The following is an 18,172-nucleotide window of genomic DNA, read 5'->3' as shown; positions in this document are numbered from 1 at the left end:
TGTTGTTGCTTTCGGAAAGTATATTCTCATCGGAGTGTGTTTAAGGAAAATCGCTTGTAACTATCCTATTGATAGCCATTTCCTATTTCACTTGATAGGGAAATCCGATGTAAGTGGGTTTGCATTGATAGGTTTTATTGAAGATGAAGGCAGAGTAACAATAGAGAATACTGATGAGGACCTTAAGTGGATGATCTGAATAAGATCGAAAGAGCCTGCATCTCGGCAGGCTCTTTCTAATAGGAAGTGGGGAAGCGAATGCTTCTATTTTGTTAGCTCAGATTGTCGAGCACTTTGCCACATAGCTTCTTCAGCATGATCATTTCATCCAGCTCTAAGGTGATTTTGCACATCATGGCGTTTGGCACAGACTTAGCTTGTTCTTTAAGGTCACGACCTTGTTCTGTTAGGTTGAGTACGCGAACGCGTTCATCGGTTTCACTGCGCCCACGCTCTACATAGCCTTTTGCTTCTAAGCGTTTAAGTAGTGGCGTGAGTGTGCCTGAGTCCAAATGCAGTTGAGACCCCAATTCTTTTACGCTGGCACCGTCTTTTTCCCACAGCACCATCATCACTAAGTACTGCGAATAAGTCAGATCAAGCTCGTCCAGCAACGGGCGGTAAGCTCGGATCACCGCATTTGCTGCGCTGTAGAGCGGGAAGCAAACTTGGTTTTCGAGTAAGAGTTTATCGTCGTCGGTCATGGTGTTGTCGGTGTAACACTGGCTCATTGGCGTTGCCTACCTGCTTACAGAGAAAGAGAGTTATAAAATAAATTGTGCACAATATAGTTGCAAACCATCTTTACTTCGATATAAGATTGCAAGCAATTAAATTGCGCACAACTTAAATGAAGAAGGACACTCGCATGACTACTCTATACAAAACTCAAGCTACCGCTTTGGCTGGTCGTAATGGTCAAGTAAAAACTGATGACGGTCTTCTCGATCTAGAGCTGTCATACCCGAAGGAAATGGGCGGCACAGGCGCAGCAACTAACCCAGAACAGCTTTTTGCTGCGGGTTATTCAGCGTGTTTTTCTAACGCGATTTTGCACGTAGCACGTGAAGGTAAAGTAAACCTGAAAAGTGCACCCGTAACAGCGGAAGTAGGCATTGGTCCGAACGATAACGGTGGCTTTGCACTAACAGTGAGCCTAGCGGTAGAGCTAGACATGCCACAAGAACAAGCGCTAGAGCTAACGCGCATTGCACACCAAGTTTGCCCATACTCAAACGCAGTTCGTGGCAACATTGATGTGGCAGTAACGGTAAACGGCGAAGCAATTTAAGCGGTTCTTATCACTGCACAAAGACAAGAAAGCCTGCAAGTACGCAGGCTTTTTCTATATTTGAAGTAGGAGTCTAAATTTAAACTTAATTTGGTTTGTTCGAAATGCACAGGTATAGTTGGCAAGATTAGGTCAAAATCTAAACGAAAAATAGAATGTGATTAGCACTTTCTATTGATTCAAATATTTCGGTCAAACCTGCAGTATAGCTCGGCTGGTTTCGCTTGTTGTTACACCAGCGGGGTTGCCGATAGGAGTCATGTGATGAGCACTGAAACGGTAAGTTATCTAAAAAAGAATGCTGCGAAGCTTGAACTGGATGAGCCAATGACGATTACGCAAAATGGTAAGCCTATTTATGTCGTTGAGTCTTATGAAGAACGTCAGAAGCGTGATGAAGCCATTGCTTTAATGAAGTTTGTTAGCTTTGCTCAAAATGATGTTGCGAATGAACGTGTAAAGTCATCAGAAGATATGAAGAGCACGTTAGCAGCACTCAAAGATTGAGTTTGATACGAGCATGGAAGCAAAAGTTCTCTATACACAAACCTTTGAAAATACGGCTATTCAGAGTATTAACTATTTATCGAACTGGAGCGCTCGCAACGATGTGATTGATAGATTAATTGCGGTTCAGCAGAGGTTTGAACACAACGTTTTGAATAACCCGTCTATCTATCCGCCTTGTTATGAACTGACAACCATCGGTGTTTACGACATCCGGCAATTCAGCTTTGATGGATTCAAGCTGCTTTACCGAATTGGTGACAAAAATACTATCTATGCTCTAGTGATTCTGAGCGACAAACAAAACCTACAAAACGCATTGATTGACCACTGCATCATGTTCAAATGATTCTATGAGAGACCGCATTAACGCGGTCTCTTTTGCTTTCTGGCTCTGGTGTATTAACGCGACTCGAGCGGGTAAGAGCGGTAGCTCCACATGCCGTAAGTACGCAGTGCATCGCGGTAGATACCAAGCAATTCGCCATCGCTGGCTTTGGCTAAGTCTTTCAGTGGCTTGTCTGGGTAGCTTACGGTGTCGAAAGTGATGCCTTGCGGGCCAGTTTGCCAGCTTGCGATTTTAAACAATGTTTGACCACGGCGCACGTGGCTCGCTGAGCTTATGATGGTCGCGTGTTTGATGTTATGACGCGCCAATGCGTAGCTGCTGAATAGGGCGTTACCTACCGTGCTGGTGGCGTAGTTTTCTTCAATGATGCGATCTTTGCTGATGCCTTTTTCAATCAGCCAATCTGCCATTAACTTGCCTTCCGTTTTGTGGTTCTTCGGTACGCCACCCGTCAATACGATCAACGCGTCAGGGTTTGCTTTCGCCATGGCTAGCGTGGTTTCCAAACGCTCAACCAAGATTTGATGCATCGAACCATCTGGGTTTAGCGCGTATCCCAACGTGACGATTGCGCCTTTGTCATCCAGTTTGCCTTTGTCGGCTTTCTCTTTTAGTGGCGTTGCAAGTACGCGGTCTACGGTGTCGAAGATGCGTTGGATGTCTGCCGCTTTACCTGCATTGAGCTTCGTGAGCGTCGCCATGTGTTTCGCTGATTCCGCTTGGTTGCCCTCAAAGCGTTGCCATACCGCTAAGTAAGCGTGCAAATCCACATCGTCTGGTGCGACCGAAAGGGCTTGTTCGAACAGTTCAATCGCGCGGTCTGCATTCTTGTTGTAGATCTGCGCATTTGCCGCAGAAATCAGCAGGTCAGTGCGGTACGGCTCAAGTTTGTAGGCCTCTAGTAAGCGGTCGGTAACAATCTCCATGTTGCTCGGCATTTTGGCGGTAAAACCCGCATGCGAGATACGCGCAGGGGATTTGAATGCCTGTACCGCGTCGTTGAGAAGTTGGTCGACAACCTGACGTTTGGTGACGATCTGTGAGTAATCGGCGGAAGATTGGACGGCAGCATCGTTAGCCGCGATAGAGTATGGGGCAGCAGTCAGCGCAATCACGCTACCAAGAGCAATGGCAAGTAAGTTCTTCTTCATGGAATGTCCTAGAGGTGCTGTAGTACCTAGTTTTTATTGTGCCTAGCGTTGTAGGTCGAACGGGGTCGATAGAATTTTTTCAGTCTAGGTTCGCTTCATGAATAATCTGTGAAATGAATCCCAACTCAGCCGAGCGAATGAACGCGCGTGGTCAAAACGCGAAGTAGGATCACGAAAATATTGAGGTATTCGTTCGTGTTCTAAGTAATTGGATTAAAAGATAAACAGCGTTTGGAAGAACGAATTTAAGCAACCAGAGTAAGAAATGAAAAAGCCTGCAACGATGCAGGCTTTTGGTTTATTTGATGGCAGTGCAGAAGCTAACGTCTGCATGGTGCGTTTGTGGGTCAAAGCTGTGGTAAAGCTCAAAGCAAGGACGGTCGTCGTTCTCAATACCGGATTCAATTACCTTGCTCATGACATCATCCCATGCTTTTGAGTATTGGCTCGGGTCAGTAATGTGCTGGCGCATCACCGCATATTGACCACCGGGGAAGTCTTGCAGCTCAATGCCTTTTGGAACTTCCGTATCTTCTGGCACCATCAAGCAGATATCAGTGCGACACTTCTCGTCTGGCGTGATTTCTGGATTGTCATGGTAGATGAAGATGCAGGTATTGTCTGCCAAACCTTTCATTCCTGCCCATTGATACAAGCGACCTGATGGCTCCTCATAGCCTTGGCCGTAAGGGCCGTTTACGCGAATGTAAGCCAGTTTTGCTTTTTCAAAGTTTTGCGTTTCCATTGTCATGCTCCATTTGGTGAGTTCAGAGCCAGTATATGAATCGCTTGGTGTTACTTCGTTTCCATTCTTGCGCAACGTGTGTCCAATCTTGCTGTTTCGTGCTAATTCAGAAAACTGCTGGTAGTTTTCGCAGTCGCGAAAGGCCGTAGGTGTAACGCCATAATGTTGTTTGAAGGCTTTGGCTAAGCTCTGTGAGCTAGAAAATCCGTACTCTAGGGCAATGTTTAATACCGGTTGCTTGGATTTGAATAAGTCATCGGCGGCGGCTTCTAGACGCAAACGTCGAATGAAATCAGCTAATGTCTCGCCTTGCACGGCTTTGAAGGTGCGATGAAAGTGATAAGGAGAAAGGTTCGCCAGCGCGGCCACTTCTGGCAGATTGAGTGGTTCATTAAAGTGTTGTTCTAAATAACGAATCACAGGAACCAGTCGTTTGTGGTAGTCGACGCGCATCGGGGGATTTCCTTGTTCTGTTCAGCTTGTTTTCTCTGCTCAAAGCCTACCGCAATCCAACAAGCTTGCAAGGGAGCAGCGTGAGAAATGCGTGGCGAGATGAGCGTCAATCAGTCACACTCAACGAGCAGATGTTTAAGCAAAAACGTTGCGCCCATTATCTTTACTAACCGCTAGGACAATCATGATAGCTTGGAAACAGTCTCCGCCAGAGTACGAATGGCTCATTCATCAAGTTTGGTACTTGGAAGTGCCAGAGGGTGAAGTCATTGACCCCAAGCCGCACCTTATCCCAAACCCGCGTGCTCATTTACTCTTTACGCCACCAGAGCAAGGCTACAGCTACGACACGGGACACACAAAGCTTGCTGGCAAAGGCTGCCACTTGTTAATGGCTAACGAACATTTACTGTTGTTGGAAGATACGGCTCCCATCAAGCGTATTGGTATCACCTTTCGCCCAGAGGGTTTTTATGCCATTGAATCACGGTTTAGTGATGCATCCCAAGTTAGTGCAATTAACCAATGCGAATGGTTTGATTGGCTTAACGCGGCGTTTGATGAGCGCTTTCAACAAGGCTTATGGCAGTTAGAGTTGCAAGGTTCATCGCAATGTTTGCTGAACTACATCAAACAACATTTAGATGCGTTAGATATCGAACCTTGCCGTACCAAACCGTTTTTGGCGTCACAAAAAGCGGTATCCGTGATGGACGCTCAAGCGCTACGTTCACCTGAGTTAGCGATGGATATTGATGAGATAGCCAAACAGTGCGCCTGTTCTCGCAGAACGCTTGAGCGCAGTTTCAAACAAGTGGTGGGGTTGAGCGTTAAGCAGTATCAACAAATGGCGCGTCTGGAGCAGATGATTTTGACTCTCTACAAGCAACAAGAAGCGATTGATTGGGCGAGTTTCTCACAACAATTTGGTTTCAGTGACCAATCGCATTTGATTCGTACCCTCAAACATCAGCTAAGAAAAACGCCGAGCAAATACCTGAAAAAACGTGACTTAACCATCGATATCTATGGCGATTTTGAGTCGTAATACATTGCTAATCAGCCCGAAAGTTGTCGCAAAAATCCAATTTTTCTCTTATCCGCTGGGCTACTATTTTCAGCAGATAACGAGGTAACACATGTCATATCAAAAACTAAAACAAGGCGAAGCCATTCCATTTAATGAATCGTTGACTATCCAACTGATTCAAGGCTCTGATCTACAAGATATTATCGAGATGCTGAACGACGATAAGGTCAATCAGTATCTGTTCTTCGCACCTGCTGATAACAACCTGTATGAAGGCTTCTTTGGCCCTATTATTGAAAATACGGCACAAGCGATTAAAGACGGTGTTTGGTCAGATAGCCCAACGTTCGTGATTCGTGACCAGCAAGGTCAGTACATGGGAATGTGTGCGGTGACCGCAGTGATGTTCTTAACTGGCAACTACGAAGTGGGTTATCAGTTACCTACTTGCGCATGGGGCAAAGGCGTCGCGACTCGCGCTTGCCAAATGATGACCGAGATTGGATTTACTGAGTTAAACGCCCATAAAGTCAGTGCCGATTGCTACGCTTCTAATGCTGGTTCTTACAAGACGTTAGAGAAAAATGGTTTTACTCAAGAAGGCCGTCAGAAAGACTACTATAAACTAGAGCAAGGCTTTGACGACAAGCTCTACTACGGTATGACCGCAGAGCAATTCGCGTCTTTAAATCGCTAATAATTAGCCGACAAAAAAGTAGCTAACAACAACGTAGCGAACAAAAAAGGCCGTTAACCCACATGCTCGGGTTAACGGCCTTTTCTATATTCAGCGCTAAATGGCTAAGACTTAGTTGCCTTGGTTTTGGCTTTGAAGCTTCTCTTTTGCTTCTTCAACCTTTGAGAAATCCAATCCCAACTCGTCTACGGCTTCTTTGATTAGCGCAGGGTTTTGCATCACTTGCGCCATCAGCATTTGTAGCTTGTCTTGTGGCAAACCTAGTTGGCTGATTGTTGCCATTGCCGCTAGAGGGTTTTGCGTCAGAGTCTGAAAAATCTCGTTGATTTGCTCATCGCTGATGTTGTTCTCTTTCAGCAAGGCGATAATTGGGTTCATCATATTTCCTTTCAATCAGTGTATGACTTGGTTGCCAGTATTTGTTCTAGTAGAATAATTGGGGCTCCCGCTCAACATTTCAATACCCCGTTAGCTCCATGTAACCAGTCCCAGAATGAGAGCCCTCAATACGTACTGGGCCTTCCCAATAAGGTACCGAAAGCGGCATTTTCGCGTTCGGGTTGAGAGCAGAAACGGTAAGCTCAATTTGCTGATTTGGAATCGACACTTGCCACTGGGTTGGATACTTTCGCCCTTGGATTTCTGTTTGCTTGGTTGCTATTAAGCGAATGTCTTTTTGAGAAATGGCGATGCCAGAGCCATCTTGCTGCATCAGCTTTGCGCTGGCGTAACTAGCTTGTCCGGTTTTGGAATCCCGCAACTGGAACACCACCAAGCTGGTTTTGTCACTCAACCTCAGAGCAAACCAGTCCCAGCCTTGTTGTGAGTCGAGTAAGAATTGCGAGCTCCACTCTCGATCTATCCAGCCTTCACCCGACACTTGATGAGTTTCGCCGTCGATGGTGACTTCACCGGAGACATCAATAAACGGTTGGCTGTAGTAATACGAAGCCACCTGACCATCGGCACTTTTGGTGCTGTAACCTTGCTCGCCTTGCTTTTGATAAGGTGCGCTGCTGGTCAGTTTTAGTGAGTAGCCAAACTGCTCTGAATTGGCATTTAGCGTGGCAGGGAAGAGGTCGTTGGTTGAAGAGGTCCACTGCCAATCATCGAGGTAAACACGAAATGGAGAGCTATCGACGCCGGCTAAGGACGCTTGAGCGCGTGACCATTTTTCATCTGCATAGTGTTTGTCGGTTGTCGTGACTGCGCTGTGCGCCATGTAGATTTGCTGAGTTTGCCACTCGGTTTTCTTCACGTCATCTTCGCCCGTTGGCGGCGCAGCAGCAAAGCGAAATTGTGTCCATTGAACGCCAAGTGGGTTGCCTTCTTCATCAATTAAGTTAGCGGTTAAGTACCACCATTCATGACGAAAGTTTGGGTGCGCTTGATGAACGGTAGGAAAGGTGAGTTCAACCCCTTTTTCTACGGGTGTGAATAGGTTGCTTTCGCTTTGCATATCTCCACTGCCCAGAAAAGTTCCCATATTTTGTTGCTGCGCATCTTCACAACCGAATAGGAATAAGCTGCTTATGAGTAGAGTAAGCTTGCTTGCCAATCGAACCATCACAAGACCTCGCTTTGCAAACTGGAGACGACAGGCTTACTGACCAATCGCCACAGCGGAATCAAGGTTGCGATCACTGCCACCAAGATGGTGATTGCCGCAATGCTCAGCGCATCACTCCAATTCCACAGATAATTTAAGCTCCAACCAAAAGCTCGTAAGGTGACGATGTCTGTCAGTACATAACCCACCATCGCACCGAGGGGCAGGGCAATGACCAGCGTAAAACTGACCAAAGCGACGATCTGCCCGACCACCATGGTCATTAATTTACGACGGCTGACGCCAAGTGCATACAGCCTTGCAATGGCGGCTTTGCGCGCGTCGAGCAACATAAAACAAGCACTGAACAAACCAATCACCGCGACCATCAACGTCACGCCGTTGAGTGCGCGTGTAATGGCGAAGGTCTGCGAGAAAATATCCAACGCGATGGATTTGATTTGCGCCTGATCGTAGAGCTGACTTGGATGCAGATTCAATTGCTCGCGCAGTTGCTCGTATACGATTTGTGGGTCTCCTGATACTTTAATGCCAAGGCTTGTTGGCAGGTCGGTAAAGCCACTCTCTTGCCATAATTTGGGTGCCAATAACACTTCACCGTTGGGTGAGCCGTAATCGTGGAATACCGCACCCACAAGCAGGTTCTTATTTGGAACGGCATCAAGCGTGAGCGCGCTACCCAGTGATAAACCCAGTTTGACCGCGGTTGGTTCACTGATAGCGACCAACTCACCTTGGTAAAAGCGTGACCAGAAGTTCTCCAAATGCGATTTGAACACCATGGTTTGTTCTAAGGTGTCTTTGTCTTTGGTACCAAGCAAAATCGGTAAGCCTTGCAGGTTATCGTCGACGTAGTATTGCTTGTAGACGGTCTCAACATTATTGAACTGCCCTAACGCGCGCTCTACATCAGCGATTTCTCCTTGGGCAGGGCTGACGTAAATATCGGCGTGTAGCCTTTGTTCTAACCACTGTTTTAAGGTGGATTCAAAACTGCCCACTAACGTATTCATCCCCATATTGGCTGTAACGGCGAGTAGCAGTGCCATCATGGCGAGAGAAAGCGGAGAAATCAGCTCGCGCAACTCAGCAAAAAGATACTGCATCAAACCGGAATTGGTGCGTTTTTCACACCAATTGGCTAAGACGCTGAGTGTTTTGGGTAGATATAAAGGAATCGACACCACAAGCACGCCGAGCCACGCCATGGTGAAGCGGTGATGCTCACTCAACCATAACCCTGCGAGTGCGAGAGCCGTCAACGAAGCACCTATCACGAACAATTGGTTTTCGTTAGAGGCTTCCGGCGCTTGATAAAATCCGCCATGAGAGGAAAGCGGCTGGCGCACTCGCTGTTTAAAGTGCTGCCAACATGCCAACAGGGTGGCGACTAACGTGAGTAGCAATGCTTGTGCCCACCATTGCCACTGCCAAGTTCCGGGCAGCAGTGTCGCGCCATAAAGTTGCTTTAGAGTCAGTGCCACGGTCGGATGTAACCAGTGGCTAAGCTGCATGCCCAATACAAAACCGAGGGAAGCGCCGATGGTAACGAGAAGAGTGAGCTCAACTAACAGCGCAGAGAACACAATGCTCGGCGCAACACCCGCTTGTTGAATTTGCACTAACAGCCGATTGCGTTTCAGCAAGCTGTACTTTACGCCGTTGTAAGCGATGAACAGCCCGACTAAAAACGCGAGTAAGCTCATTGCGGTGAGGTTGAGGTGAAAGCTGTCGGTCAGCGAACCAAGGTCTGTACTTTGGTTATTGGAAATCCATTGCCCTTGATCGCTAATCAGCTTCTGCCAATTTGCCTGCGTGTCTTTATCCCCTTTATCACCCGAATGGAAAACTGCAATGTAACTGAGCTGCCCTTGTTTATTGAGCAGTTGCTGGGCAAAGCCAATGTCCATCAACATTCGGCTACCTAACTGCCATTCGTCTGGTAGCACCACCACTTGGGTTGGAATGTCATCCAGAGTTAGGGTTTCTACTTCCCCTAAGTTTTGATGTTGAGATTGGCTCATCATCACGATCGGCTTACCGGCCAAAAGCTCAGGTAAAGGTAAAGCACTGTCGAACAAAGACACGTTTTGTTGGTTTTCTGACGAATAGCGCGAACGTGAGGAAATTGCGGCAATCAACTCACTACCTTGCACTGACCAGCGACGCCCTTGTTCGTCTCTCACTCGCCCTTCGATTACAGGTAGTGCTGCACTGAGCCCGTTTTGTCTAAGGGTGAAATAAAGAGACTCGGGCAGATAGTTTTGCCCTGCTGGTGGAATAATTAAGTTCTGAGCTTGTGCGCTAAGCTGCTCGGTAGATTCCGCATAACTTCGTTTGGCATTGAGGTTGATGGCTTGCACCGCAACGAATAAGGTCACAGCCAACACGATACCGATCAGAATCGCGGCGGCTTGCAGTGGCGCCTGCCGATAGTGCGCTGCAAACAGATTCAGGGCGAGTCGAGTATGAGTGAATCTGTTGTTTGATGGCTTAGTTTGCTTCATGGTGAAGCTCATGTTTGTTTACTTGATGGCTGTTCTGTAGCTGACTGTTATCCAATCGCAGCCGTGCTTTCATAAATTCAGCGCATTCATGGCTGTGGGTCACCAAGAGCACGGCGGTATTGCCTTGGGTGGTGATTTCACTGAGTAGTTTCATCACTTCCAAGCCTGCTTTTTGGTCGAGGTTACCTGTGGGTTCATCGGCGAGTAGAAGCTTAGGTTTGTGTGCCAATGCGCGCGCAATCGCGACTCGTTGTTGTTGACCTCCGGAAAGGGCAGAAACATGCCTGTCGAGAAGTTGGCTGATACCTAGAGTCTCGACCAAATAATCGCACCAGTCGTTCCATTTCTGTTGATTCAAATGCAGAGGGAAGGCGATGTTTTGCTGCACGTTGAGCGGCGTTAATAGATTGAATTGCTGGAAGATAACACCGAGTTTTTGATGTCGAAATCGGCTCCATTGTGGGTCTTTCCAAGCCGCCGTGTTATCGCCATCTAACCACAACTCACCATCGGAAAGCGGCTCAAAGCCAGCGATGACATTGAGCAAAGTACTTTTGCCGCTGCCACTTGCGCCCGTCAGCGCAACACTCGCTCCTGTGTTCAACGTGAAGTCGACGCCTTCCAACACGCGATGTGTCTCTTTGCCATCGACAAAGCTTTTGCTGGCGTGTTTGAGTGTGACAAGTGGGCTTTCCATTTCCTCTCCCTGTATTCAAAAGGTGTCGTTTCTTTTGGCAATGCTTATTGCTGTTCGTTCTTTAGAAACTTTAGACAACAATCAGATAAAAACAGCGATTTACATCGATTTCTTAATAACTTGTACTGAAAAGAAGAGGGAAGAGATTAAATGAGGAGGGATATGACAGGCATTAAAAAAGCCCGAGTCAAACTCGAGCTTTCAAATACATTCAGCGTGGTCAGCTTACACGTAGTACGCTTCAACTTCGCCTTTAAGTTTGATTAGCATTGGGTTACCGAAACGGTCTTTTGCTTTAGGAGAAGCAATTTTTACCCAACCTTCGCTGATGCAGTATTCTTCTACGTCAGTACGCTCTTGGCCGTTGATACGAATACCGATTTGGTGCTCGAAGCATTCTTTGATGAAGAATGGGCTACGTGGGTTACCCGCTAGGCGATCTGGTAGAGCTGGTTTAGCTGTGTCTGTCATTTTGTGTGACCTAAATTCCGTAAAAAGTGCGCTATTGTAGTCAGTGCACTGTGTGTGTTCAAGATATGTTGAGAGTCGATGCGTTGTTTAACTTTCAAGTAACTCCTACAACCCCTTTAAATACTGCGCGTTGGCTGTTGGTTGAATCATGGCATTCAGCGTTTGGACGGTTTGTTCGCTGTGTTCTTCAAGTAGAGCTAAGAACGCGTCAATCAACTCAGGTTTGCTTGCTGAGACTTTCGTTTCGGTCTGGATATCACGCAGATCGATCAACACATCGGTAAACAATTGCGGCAGATCGTGCAGCACTTGCAGGTTTAAGATGTTGTGCTCGCTGTAGATTGAATTGTGGCTGCCTTTTTGTTTTTGCACCAAGTAAGGATTGTCTTTTAAGTTGATGATAGACGTGCGTTTGTCACAGCGTTTCAAACAACTTTTGTTGACCTTCACCTTACGGCATCCTTCGGTTTGTTGAAACAAACATTGGCGGCTCGTGAGTAGAGTGTTCGGGTGATAAATGCTGTAGAAGCTGCGCATGTTTTTCGGACGCTTTATGTGACGCACCTGCTTCATATTCAGCTCGTTAGAAACAAACGCGCCACTTGCCGCGAACTCGTCTTGAAGGCATTTAAACGCGTATGAGTTCACCGTGTTCAGTTGTGGGCCTGCCACCCAGCCTAAGCCGAGCTCTTTTGCGATCATGCCGACACCTGAGTGGTTGGTGATCAACAACTCAGGTTGGATGGTTTCCAAAAATACGCGCGCGGCGTGGTAGTCTTCGCCAATCAAAATGGCTGGGAACCAAGGTTTGAGCATTGGGTTGGCTTGGAACAATTCAATCATCGCGCTCAGTTCACCAGACAATCCCATTGGCAATTGATAGTAAACATCAACGTCGTGGTATTCGCACAGCATGGCTTCTTGTGCTGACGAGATCAGAACCGATAATTTTGGCGCACCTTGGCGAGGTTCTGGTTGAGGTAACGTTGGCAGAGTTGGCACATCAATCGACCCTTTCAAGCTGCTGCCGGATACTTGTGTTGAAGTGACATCGAACGACTTAGTTTGCTCTGCCACTTTCTCAATGATCGCGGTTTTGTCATCGTAGAGTTTCTTTTTCACCGCTTGTACATCATCAGCAGACTGGCATTGGTAAACCTTCGAAAAATGCTTTACAGCATGGTCGCGCGGGTTGTCGATGTACATCGCCTTGCCGAAATCACCTTGCAAAAATGCGTTGGAGAAATCACGGTTGAACACCGTGTATAACTCTGTGGTGTCTTCAGAGAGTTCCAAACCCTCGCACAAGCGATCGATTTGCTGGCGCCAATTGTCGACCACGGTATAGACGTAGTGCGATTTCTTGATTCGCCCTTCCACTTTTAATGAATACACGCCAGCATCGGCAAGCGCTTCCAAGTCACCAAAGGCGGAGTTGTCTTTCATATTGAGTGGGTAGTTGTTGCCTGTTTTGGTCGTTTCGTACTGTTCGCGACAAGGTTGGCTACAGCGTCCACGGTTACCTGATGCGCCATTGCGAGCGGAACTGATGTAGCAAATTCCGGAGAATCCGATGCAGTATGAGCCGTGGACAAACACTTCCATCATTACGTTGTGCTCGCGACCAAATTGCGCCAGATGTTTTATCTCACTGATGTTAAGTTCGCGAGATAAGTTTACTCGGCTTGCGGTGAGCTGGTTGAGAAAGAGGATTTGGCCTTCGTTATGCGTGTTCAGTTGCGTTGAAGCGTGCACATCCAAATCGGGAAAGTGATGTTTGAGAATGTAGGCCAGACCGAGATCTTGTACGATCACGCCATCGATTTTGGTGGTGTTCAGTTGGCTGAGCAAGCGAACAATCGCTGGAATTTCACTTTCTAAAATCAGCACATTCAACGTTAGGAAAATCTTACAGCTGTGCTGATGGGCTAACGTTAACACGCCATTTAAGTTATCTAAGGTGAGGTTGGTCGCTCGGTTACGAGCATTGAAGCGGTCGAGCCCACAGTAAATTGCATCGGCGCCAGCGGCAATGGCGGCTTTGATGGAATCTAAATCACCACCGGGTGCTAATAACTCAAATTGATCGCGTGTCACTACTTTTCTCTTTCTTACTAAAATAGGCTGCAAATGTTACGTATTTCACGCTTTTGATGCTCGGCTAGTTAATGCTTTATTAATCTGAATCAATTTATCCGTGTTACACGGTCGACTCTTGAGTGGGTAGAGTGCAATTCGCGATAGCGGAATCTGACTTCTATAGTTTTCCTACACTTGGTTTTTCTATATCTAGTTTTCGACTCAGAGAGAGGAAGGGACGACAAATGAAAAAAGTAATCATCGGGTTGGTCGTGGCGTTGACGTCATTGAGTGCGTTGGCTGGTGAGGGCGTGGTAACCGTTGCGAGCACACATTCAGCAAAAGATACGGCGGATAAATTTGTCGCTATCGCGCAAGAAAAAGGGTTGAACGTCTTTGCGCGCATTAACCATCAAGAGAATGCCACGAAAGTCGATATGACGTTGCGACCAACTGAAGTTATCGTGTTTGGAAACCCTAAAGTGGGCACACCACTGATGATCTGTGCGCAGGAGGTGGCGCTCGATTTACCCCAAAAAGTGTTGGTGTATGAAGATGCTGAAGGCAAAACGTGGTTAGCTTACAACGATCCGATGTATTTAAAGCAGCGCCATCATATTGAAGGCTGTGACGAGGTATTGAACAAAATCAGCGGCGTGCTGGGCAATTTAACCCACGCGGCGGCGAAGTAGGGCTGGTTATTGGCTTCGCTTTTTTTACTCCGAAAACGAAAAAGCCAACCTCACAAGGAGGTTGGCAAATCTTACCTAGATTGGGGGAGGTAAGATCAGGAGGTGGCGAGTACGCTGTGCACTTCTGACTTAATTGAGTCAGACTGCGTACCAAAAATCGCTTGTAAACTGTCGCCAATCACTAAAACATCTCGCGCGCCGAGTGCTTTTAGCTTAGCAACATCAACGTTGGCAATGTCTTTCACCGAGACACGCAGACGGGTGATACACGCATCGACTGACTTGATATTGGCTTTGCCGCCCAATGCAGCGACTACATCCACCGCAATTTCATCAGGTTGTCCGGCAATCTTCACTTCTGCAATGTCGGTTTCACGGCCCGGCGTTTTCAGATCCAACTTCACAATTAGGAAGCGGAACAAGCCGTAGTACAGCGTCGCCCAGATTGGACCGATGATGATGAACATCCACGCGTTGCTCGACATTGGGTAGTAAAGGAAGAACTGGATCGCGCCGTGCGCAAAGTCAGTACTGTGTTTGATTTCCAAAAATGCGGTGATCGCAAACGCAATACCAGTTAGGAAAATATGGATTACGTACAGCACTGGCGCGACGAATAGGAAGGTAAATTCGATTGGCTCTGTGATACCAGTTAACCAAGAGGTCAACGCCGCAAACATCATCAAACCGCCGACGATTTTCTTACGCTCAGGAGACGCGCAGTGGTAAATCGCCAGTGCCGCTGCTGGTAGCGCCCACATGGAGTACATAAAGCCACCAGACAGATAACCTGCGGTTTTATCGCCCGCGAAGAAGCGAGTGAGCTCACCAGTAAACTCTTTGCCGGTTTCTGGGTCTACATAGCTGCCGACTTCAAAGAAGAACGGCGCATTCCAGATGTGGTGCAAACCAACCGGGAGTAAAGAACGTTCGCCCGCGCCGTAAACCGCCCACGCGAGTACAGGGTTTTGGTACGCTGCCCAATGAGAGAATGCATCAAGAAGTTGTCCGACAGGTGGCCATGCAAACGCGAGAATCGCACCAACGACGATCGCCGATAAACCGGTGACAATGGGCACAAATCGCTTACCCGCGAAAAAGCCCAAGTACTCTGGCAGTTTGATGTTGTAGAAGCGGTTGTACATGATTGCCGCGACCGCACCAATAAAGATGCCGCCAAACACCCCAGTTTGCAGCGTCTCAACGCCCATGATGGTGGCGTCAGTTTCTAGGCCGCGTAGGCCAGTCACGATACCGAGCGATGCGTTCATAATAATTAGGCCAACTAAGCCTGCGAGCGCAGCGGCACCGTCATTGCCTTTTGATAACCCGAGCGCTACACCGACCGCAAACATCAACTGCATGTTGCCGAACACGCCCTCACCGGCGGCGAGCATCACTTTGTTGACCGCGTCTGGAATAAACGCAAACCCCGCGTTACCAATACCCAGCATCAAGCCAGCCACCGGTAACACCGCCACAGGCAGCATCAACGACCGCCCTATTTTTTGTAGTTGTCCAAATATACTTGCAAACATGGTTTCCTCCTGACGAATGTCAGTGTTGTAGGACCTGATTCCTTCAGGTCATGCTGTTTCACGTAAGGTCAGGATGATCATAGCGAGCAAGGCGGCGCCTAAGGTTACAAAAGGCAATCAGTTTGTAAGTGGCCGCTTACAAATCTCTTACACCGAGAAGTGAAAATTGTAATCGGCTCGATTGTGCATGAGCGTTTAAGAATGCATCATATTGACCAGCGCCAAACTCAGGGGCAGGCACAGGGACGGACACAGGGAAAGTAGGATGGAAAACAAGCAGATACTGGTCGTCGATGACAACCTCGACCTTCGCGAAGCGTTGTCGGATTACCTTGGTCGAGCTGGATTTGAGGTGCTTTGCGCAGAAAATGGCGACGTGATGTGGCAACTGCTTAACGATCACCATCCTGATTTAATCATCCTCGATATTATGATGCCCGGTGAAGACGGCTTTACCCTGTGTCAGAAACTGCGCAAAAACTCCGATGTTCCGATCATCATGCTGACCGCCGTCACCGAAGAAGCCGACCGAGTCGCAGGGCTAGAAATGGGCGCTGATGACTACATCACCAAGTCATTCAGTCCTCGAGAACTGCTCGCGCGCATCAAAACGATTCTGAGACGCAGCCAATCGACCGCCAATAGCAAACTGACGCGTAAAGTGCGTTTTGACGATTGGTTATTAGATACCGTAACCCGGCAACTGACCCACGTTGCTAGCCGCGAGGTCAAGCAACTGAGTGGCGCGGATTTGTCGCTGCTCGGTTTGTTCGTCAACCACGCGCAATCAATATTGTCGCGCGATGATATTGCGCGCGAGATCTGGGGACGCGATGCCGACCCGTTTGAACGCGGCATTGACGTGCAGATCAGCCGCTTGCGTCATCACCTTGAAGATAAAGACCGCTCTCTGATCTTAACGGTGCGTAATAAAGGCTACATGCTGACCACGGACGTGCACTATGAGAATTAAACGCTGGACGGGGTCACTGGTTGTTCGCACCAGTGTGTTCTTGTTGCTGGTGATCATTCTAGCGCAAGTATTATCCGGGATTATCTGGTATCAACACGCCAGCGAACGCGATAAAGAAGGCCTGACCACCACAGTTAAAAGCTTAGCACTGAGTGCTTCTTCTACCATCGCCTTCTTTCAAACCCTCCCTTCGGAATATCGCCACTTGGTGCTCAATCAACTACGCAACATGGGTGGTACGCGCTTTTTCGTCTCACTCAACAATCACCAGATTGACGTCGACCCGCTGCCAGAGAGCGAGCGCAAAACGTTGGTCATCAACCAAGTTCGTGAAGTATTAGAAAGCGAGCTGAGCGGCATTCCTAATATCGAGGTGGAGTTCACCCAGCGCGACAAACTCAAAGTATTCAACAACGAGCTACCTATCGATGAACTGCCGCTATTGTGGGCGCATTATTCGCTTTCGTTTGGTGACCTCAATCCACCGATTCTGGTGATGCAGGTCGAAGTCGCGCAGAACGAATGGTTTTATCTCGCGGCGGTCCTGCCTGCGCCTTACATCAACCTAGAGACTAACTATTTTGAGCTGCGCCAATGGCTGACGCTATTGGTGTCCGCGCTAATGCTGTTGCTGTGTACCTGGTTTATCGTTCGCAAAGAAATTCAACCAATTCGAGAGCTGGCAAAAGCCGCAACCCTGATGTCGAGCCGACTAGACGTGCCCGAAGTCTCTGAGCGAGGCAGTAACGAACTGAAAGCGGCGGTACGTGCGTTTAACAAGATGAATCGACGCATCGACAGCCATATTAAAGACCGTGAAATGTTGTTCAGCGCCATCTCCCACGATCTGAAAACGCCGATTGCCTGCCTAAAACTGCGAGCGGAAATGCTGGATGACGACGCCGACCGAGAACGCTTTATCCGCCTGAGTAACGACCTAGATTTGATGGTCAAAGGCGCATTGCAATGCATTAAAGAGACCGATATCCACGAGGAAATCGAGCCGATCAATTTCACCCAACTGATTCAGCACATTTCCTCCAATATCGCCGATGCGCCGGACACAATTCGCATCCACGGTGAAATCCGCACCCACTTTGCTGGTAAACCGTTAGCGATTAAGCGCTGCATTCAGAATCTGGTCGATAACGCGCTCAAATACGGCCATCAAGCGGACATTACGCTGAGTGAAAGCCCAGAGTCGATCCAGATTGAAATTGAAGATCACGGTGGCGGCGTTGACGATTTATTACTTGAAAAGCTCTGCCAGCCATACTTCCGCGCTAGCAACGATAAAGAAGGCAGTGGGCTGGGGTTAACCATTTCACAGAGTATTGCAAAGGCTCATGGCGGCAACTTGTTGCTGAGCCATTCTCAGTTTGGCGGCCTCTGCGCCACACTGACTTTCCCGAGAGACTGACT

18 protein-coding genes are annotated in these 18,172 nt (G+C 48.0%); 8 read left to right on the top strand and 10 right to left on the bottom strand.

Annotated elements, in window-relative coordinates; all coding sequences use genetic code 11:
- Positions 1-272 precede the first annotated feature (272 nt).
- Complete coding sequence (locus tag R7Z49_RS02700) at positions 273-731, bottom strand: MarR family winged helix-turn-helix transcriptional regulator (RefSeq protein WP_005383518.1); 459 nt, start codon at positions 729-731, stop codon at positions 273-275.
- Between the two features lie 137 nt (positions 732-868).
- Between R7Z49_RS02700 and R7Z49_RS02695 the strand changes: the two genes are divergently transcribed.
- From R7Z49_RS02695 to R7Z49_RS02685, 3 genes are all read left to right on the top strand, one after another.
- On the top strand, positions 869-1,291 hold the full coding sequence (locus R7Z49_RS02695) for an organic hydroperoxide resistance protein (protein ID WP_005374640.1): 423 nt from the start codon (positions 869-871) through the stop codon (positions 1,289-1,291).
- 264 nt (positions 1,292-1,555) lie between these two features.
- Complete coding sequence (locus R7Z49_RS02690; protein WP_005383516.1) at positions 1,556-1,798, top strand: type II toxin-antitoxin system Phd/YefM family antitoxin; 243 nt, start codon at positions 1,556-1,558, stop codon at positions 1,796-1,798.
- A 13-nt stretch (positions 1,799-1,811) separates the two neighbouring features.
- A complete protein-coding gene (locus R7Z49_RS02685) occupies positions 1,812-2,147 on the top strand; it encodes a type II toxin-antitoxin system RelE/ParE family toxin (RefSeq protein WP_020195558.1) in 336 nt (111 codons plus the stop codon).
- 53 nt (positions 2,148-2,200) lie between these two features.
- Here the strand turns inward: R7Z49_RS02685 and R7Z49_RS02680 are convergent, their stop codons facing one another.
- Together R7Z49_RS02680 and R7Z49_RS02675 are read right to left on the bottom strand one after the other, a co-directional pair.
- Complete coding sequence (locus R7Z49_RS02680) at positions 2,201-3,298, bottom strand: YdcF family protein (protein WP_054578595.1); 1,098 nt, start codon at positions 3,296-3,298, stop codon at positions 2,201-2,203.
- Positions 3,299-3,596: 298 nt separating this feature from the next.
- Positions 3,597-4,496 (bottom strand): GyrI-like domain-containing protein, encoded by a 900-nt coding sequence (locus R7Z49_RS02675; protein ID WP_054578596.1) that lies wholly within the window; start codon positions 4,494-4,496, stop codon positions 3,597-3,599.
- 184 nt (positions 4,497-4,680) lie between these two features.
- Between R7Z49_RS02675 and R7Z49_RS02670 the strand changes: the two genes are divergently transcribed.
- Both R7Z49_RS02670 and R7Z49_RS02665 read left to right on the top strand, forming a co-directional pair.
- Positions 4,681-5,544, top strand: coding sequence for an AraC family transcriptional regulator (locus tag R7Z49_RS02670; protein ID WP_318111303.1), 864 nt, complete (start codon positions 4,681-4,683; stop codon positions 5,542-5,544).
- 91 nt (positions 5,545-5,635) lie between these two features.
- Entirely contained in the window at positions 5,636-6,223 is a 588-nt protein-coding gene (locus R7Z49_RS02665) for a GNAT family N-acetyltransferase (protein ID WP_017820080.1), read from the top strand.
- A gap of 111 nt (positions 6,224-6,334) precedes the next feature.
- On the opposite strand, the gene R7Z49_RS02660 is transcribed toward R7Z49_RS02665, so the two are convergent.
- The 6 genes from R7Z49_RS02660 to R7Z49_RS02635 all read right to left on the bottom strand — a co-directional run bounded on the left by R7Z49_RS02660 (position 6,335) and on the right by R7Z49_RS02635 (position 13,565).
- Positions 6,335-6,601, bottom strand: coding sequence for a DUF2999 family protein (locus R7Z49_RS02660; protein ID WP_004746427.1), 267 nt, complete (start codon positions 6,599-6,601; stop codon positions 6,335-6,337).
- 79 nt (positions 6,602-6,680) lie between these two features.
- A complete protein-coding gene (locus R7Z49_RS02655) occupies positions 6,681-7,790 on the bottom strand; it encodes a lipocalin-like domain-containing protein (RefSeq protein ID WP_054578597.1) in 1,110 nt (369 codons plus the stop codon).
- Positions 7,790-10,300 (bottom strand): ABC transporter permease, encoded by a 2,511-nt coding sequence (locus R7Z49_RS02650; RefSeq protein ID WP_054578598.1) that lies wholly within the window; start codon positions 10,298-10,300, stop codon positions 7,790-7,792. The genes R7Z49_RS02655 and R7Z49_RS02650 overlap by 1 nt, the downstream gene beginning before the upstream one ends.
- Entirely contained in the window at positions 10,287-10,997 is a 711-nt protein-coding gene (locus tag R7Z49_RS02645; protein ID WP_017820083.1) for an ABC transporter ATP-binding protein, read from the bottom strand. The genes R7Z49_RS02650 and R7Z49_RS02645 overlap by 14 nt, the downstream gene beginning before the upstream one ends.
- Positions 10,998-11,222: 225 nt before the next feature.
- Positions 11,223-11,468 (bottom strand): DUF3297 family protein, encoded by a 246-nt coding sequence (locus R7Z49_RS02640; protein ID WP_005374689.1) that lies wholly within the window; start codon positions 11,466-11,468, stop codon positions 11,223-11,225.
- 105 nt (positions 11,469-11,573) lie between these two features.
- Entirely contained in the window at positions 11,574-13,565 is a 1,992-nt protein-coding gene (locus tag R7Z49_RS02635; RefSeq protein WP_054578599.1) for a peptidase U32 family protein, read from the bottom strand.
- A 227-nt stretch (positions 13,566-13,792) separates the two neighbouring features.
- Between R7Z49_RS02635 and R7Z49_RS02630 the strand changes: the two genes are divergently transcribed.
- Complete coding sequence (locus R7Z49_RS02630; protein WP_017634511.1) at positions 13,793-14,239, top strand: DUF302 domain-containing protein; 447 nt, start codon at positions 13,793-13,795, stop codon at positions 14,237-14,239.
- Between the two features lie 95 nt (positions 14,240-14,334).
- Here the strand turns inward: R7Z49_RS02630 and ptsG are convergent, their stop codons facing one another.
- Complete coding sequence (gene ptsG, locus R7Z49_RS02625; RefSeq protein WP_318111301.1) at positions 14,335-15,777, bottom strand: glucose-specific PTS transporter subunit IIBC; 1,443 nt, start codon at positions 15,775-15,777, stop codon at positions 14,335-14,337.
- 265 nt (positions 15,778-16,042) lie between these two features.
- Between ptsG and R7Z49_RS02620 the strand changes: the two genes are divergently transcribed.
- Together R7Z49_RS02620 and R7Z49_RS02615 are read left to right on the top strand one after the other, a co-directional pair.
- Positions 16,043-16,750, top strand: coding sequence for a response regulator (locus R7Z49_RS02620; protein ID WP_031820810.1), 708 nt, complete (start codon positions 16,043-16,045; stop codon positions 16,748-16,750).
- Positions 16,740-18,170, top strand: a complete 1,431-nt coding sequence (locus R7Z49_RS02615) for an ATP-binding protein (RefSeq protein ID WP_023584462.1) — start codon at positions 16,740-16,742, stop codon at positions 18,168-18,170. The genes R7Z49_RS02620 and R7Z49_RS02615 overlap by 11 nt, the downstream gene beginning before the upstream one ends.
- The last annotated feature ends 2 nt before the right edge of the window (positions 18,171-18,172 follow it).

Origin of the sequence: Vibrio sp. 1562, from assembly GCF_033340155.1 — a bacterium.
GTDB lineage: Bacteria > Pseudomonadota > Gammaproteobacteria > Enterobacterales > Vibrionaceae > Vibrio > Vibrio alginolyticus.
Note: the sequence above shows the minus strand (reverse complement) of the source record. Positions and strands in the feature narration are given on the sequence as shown.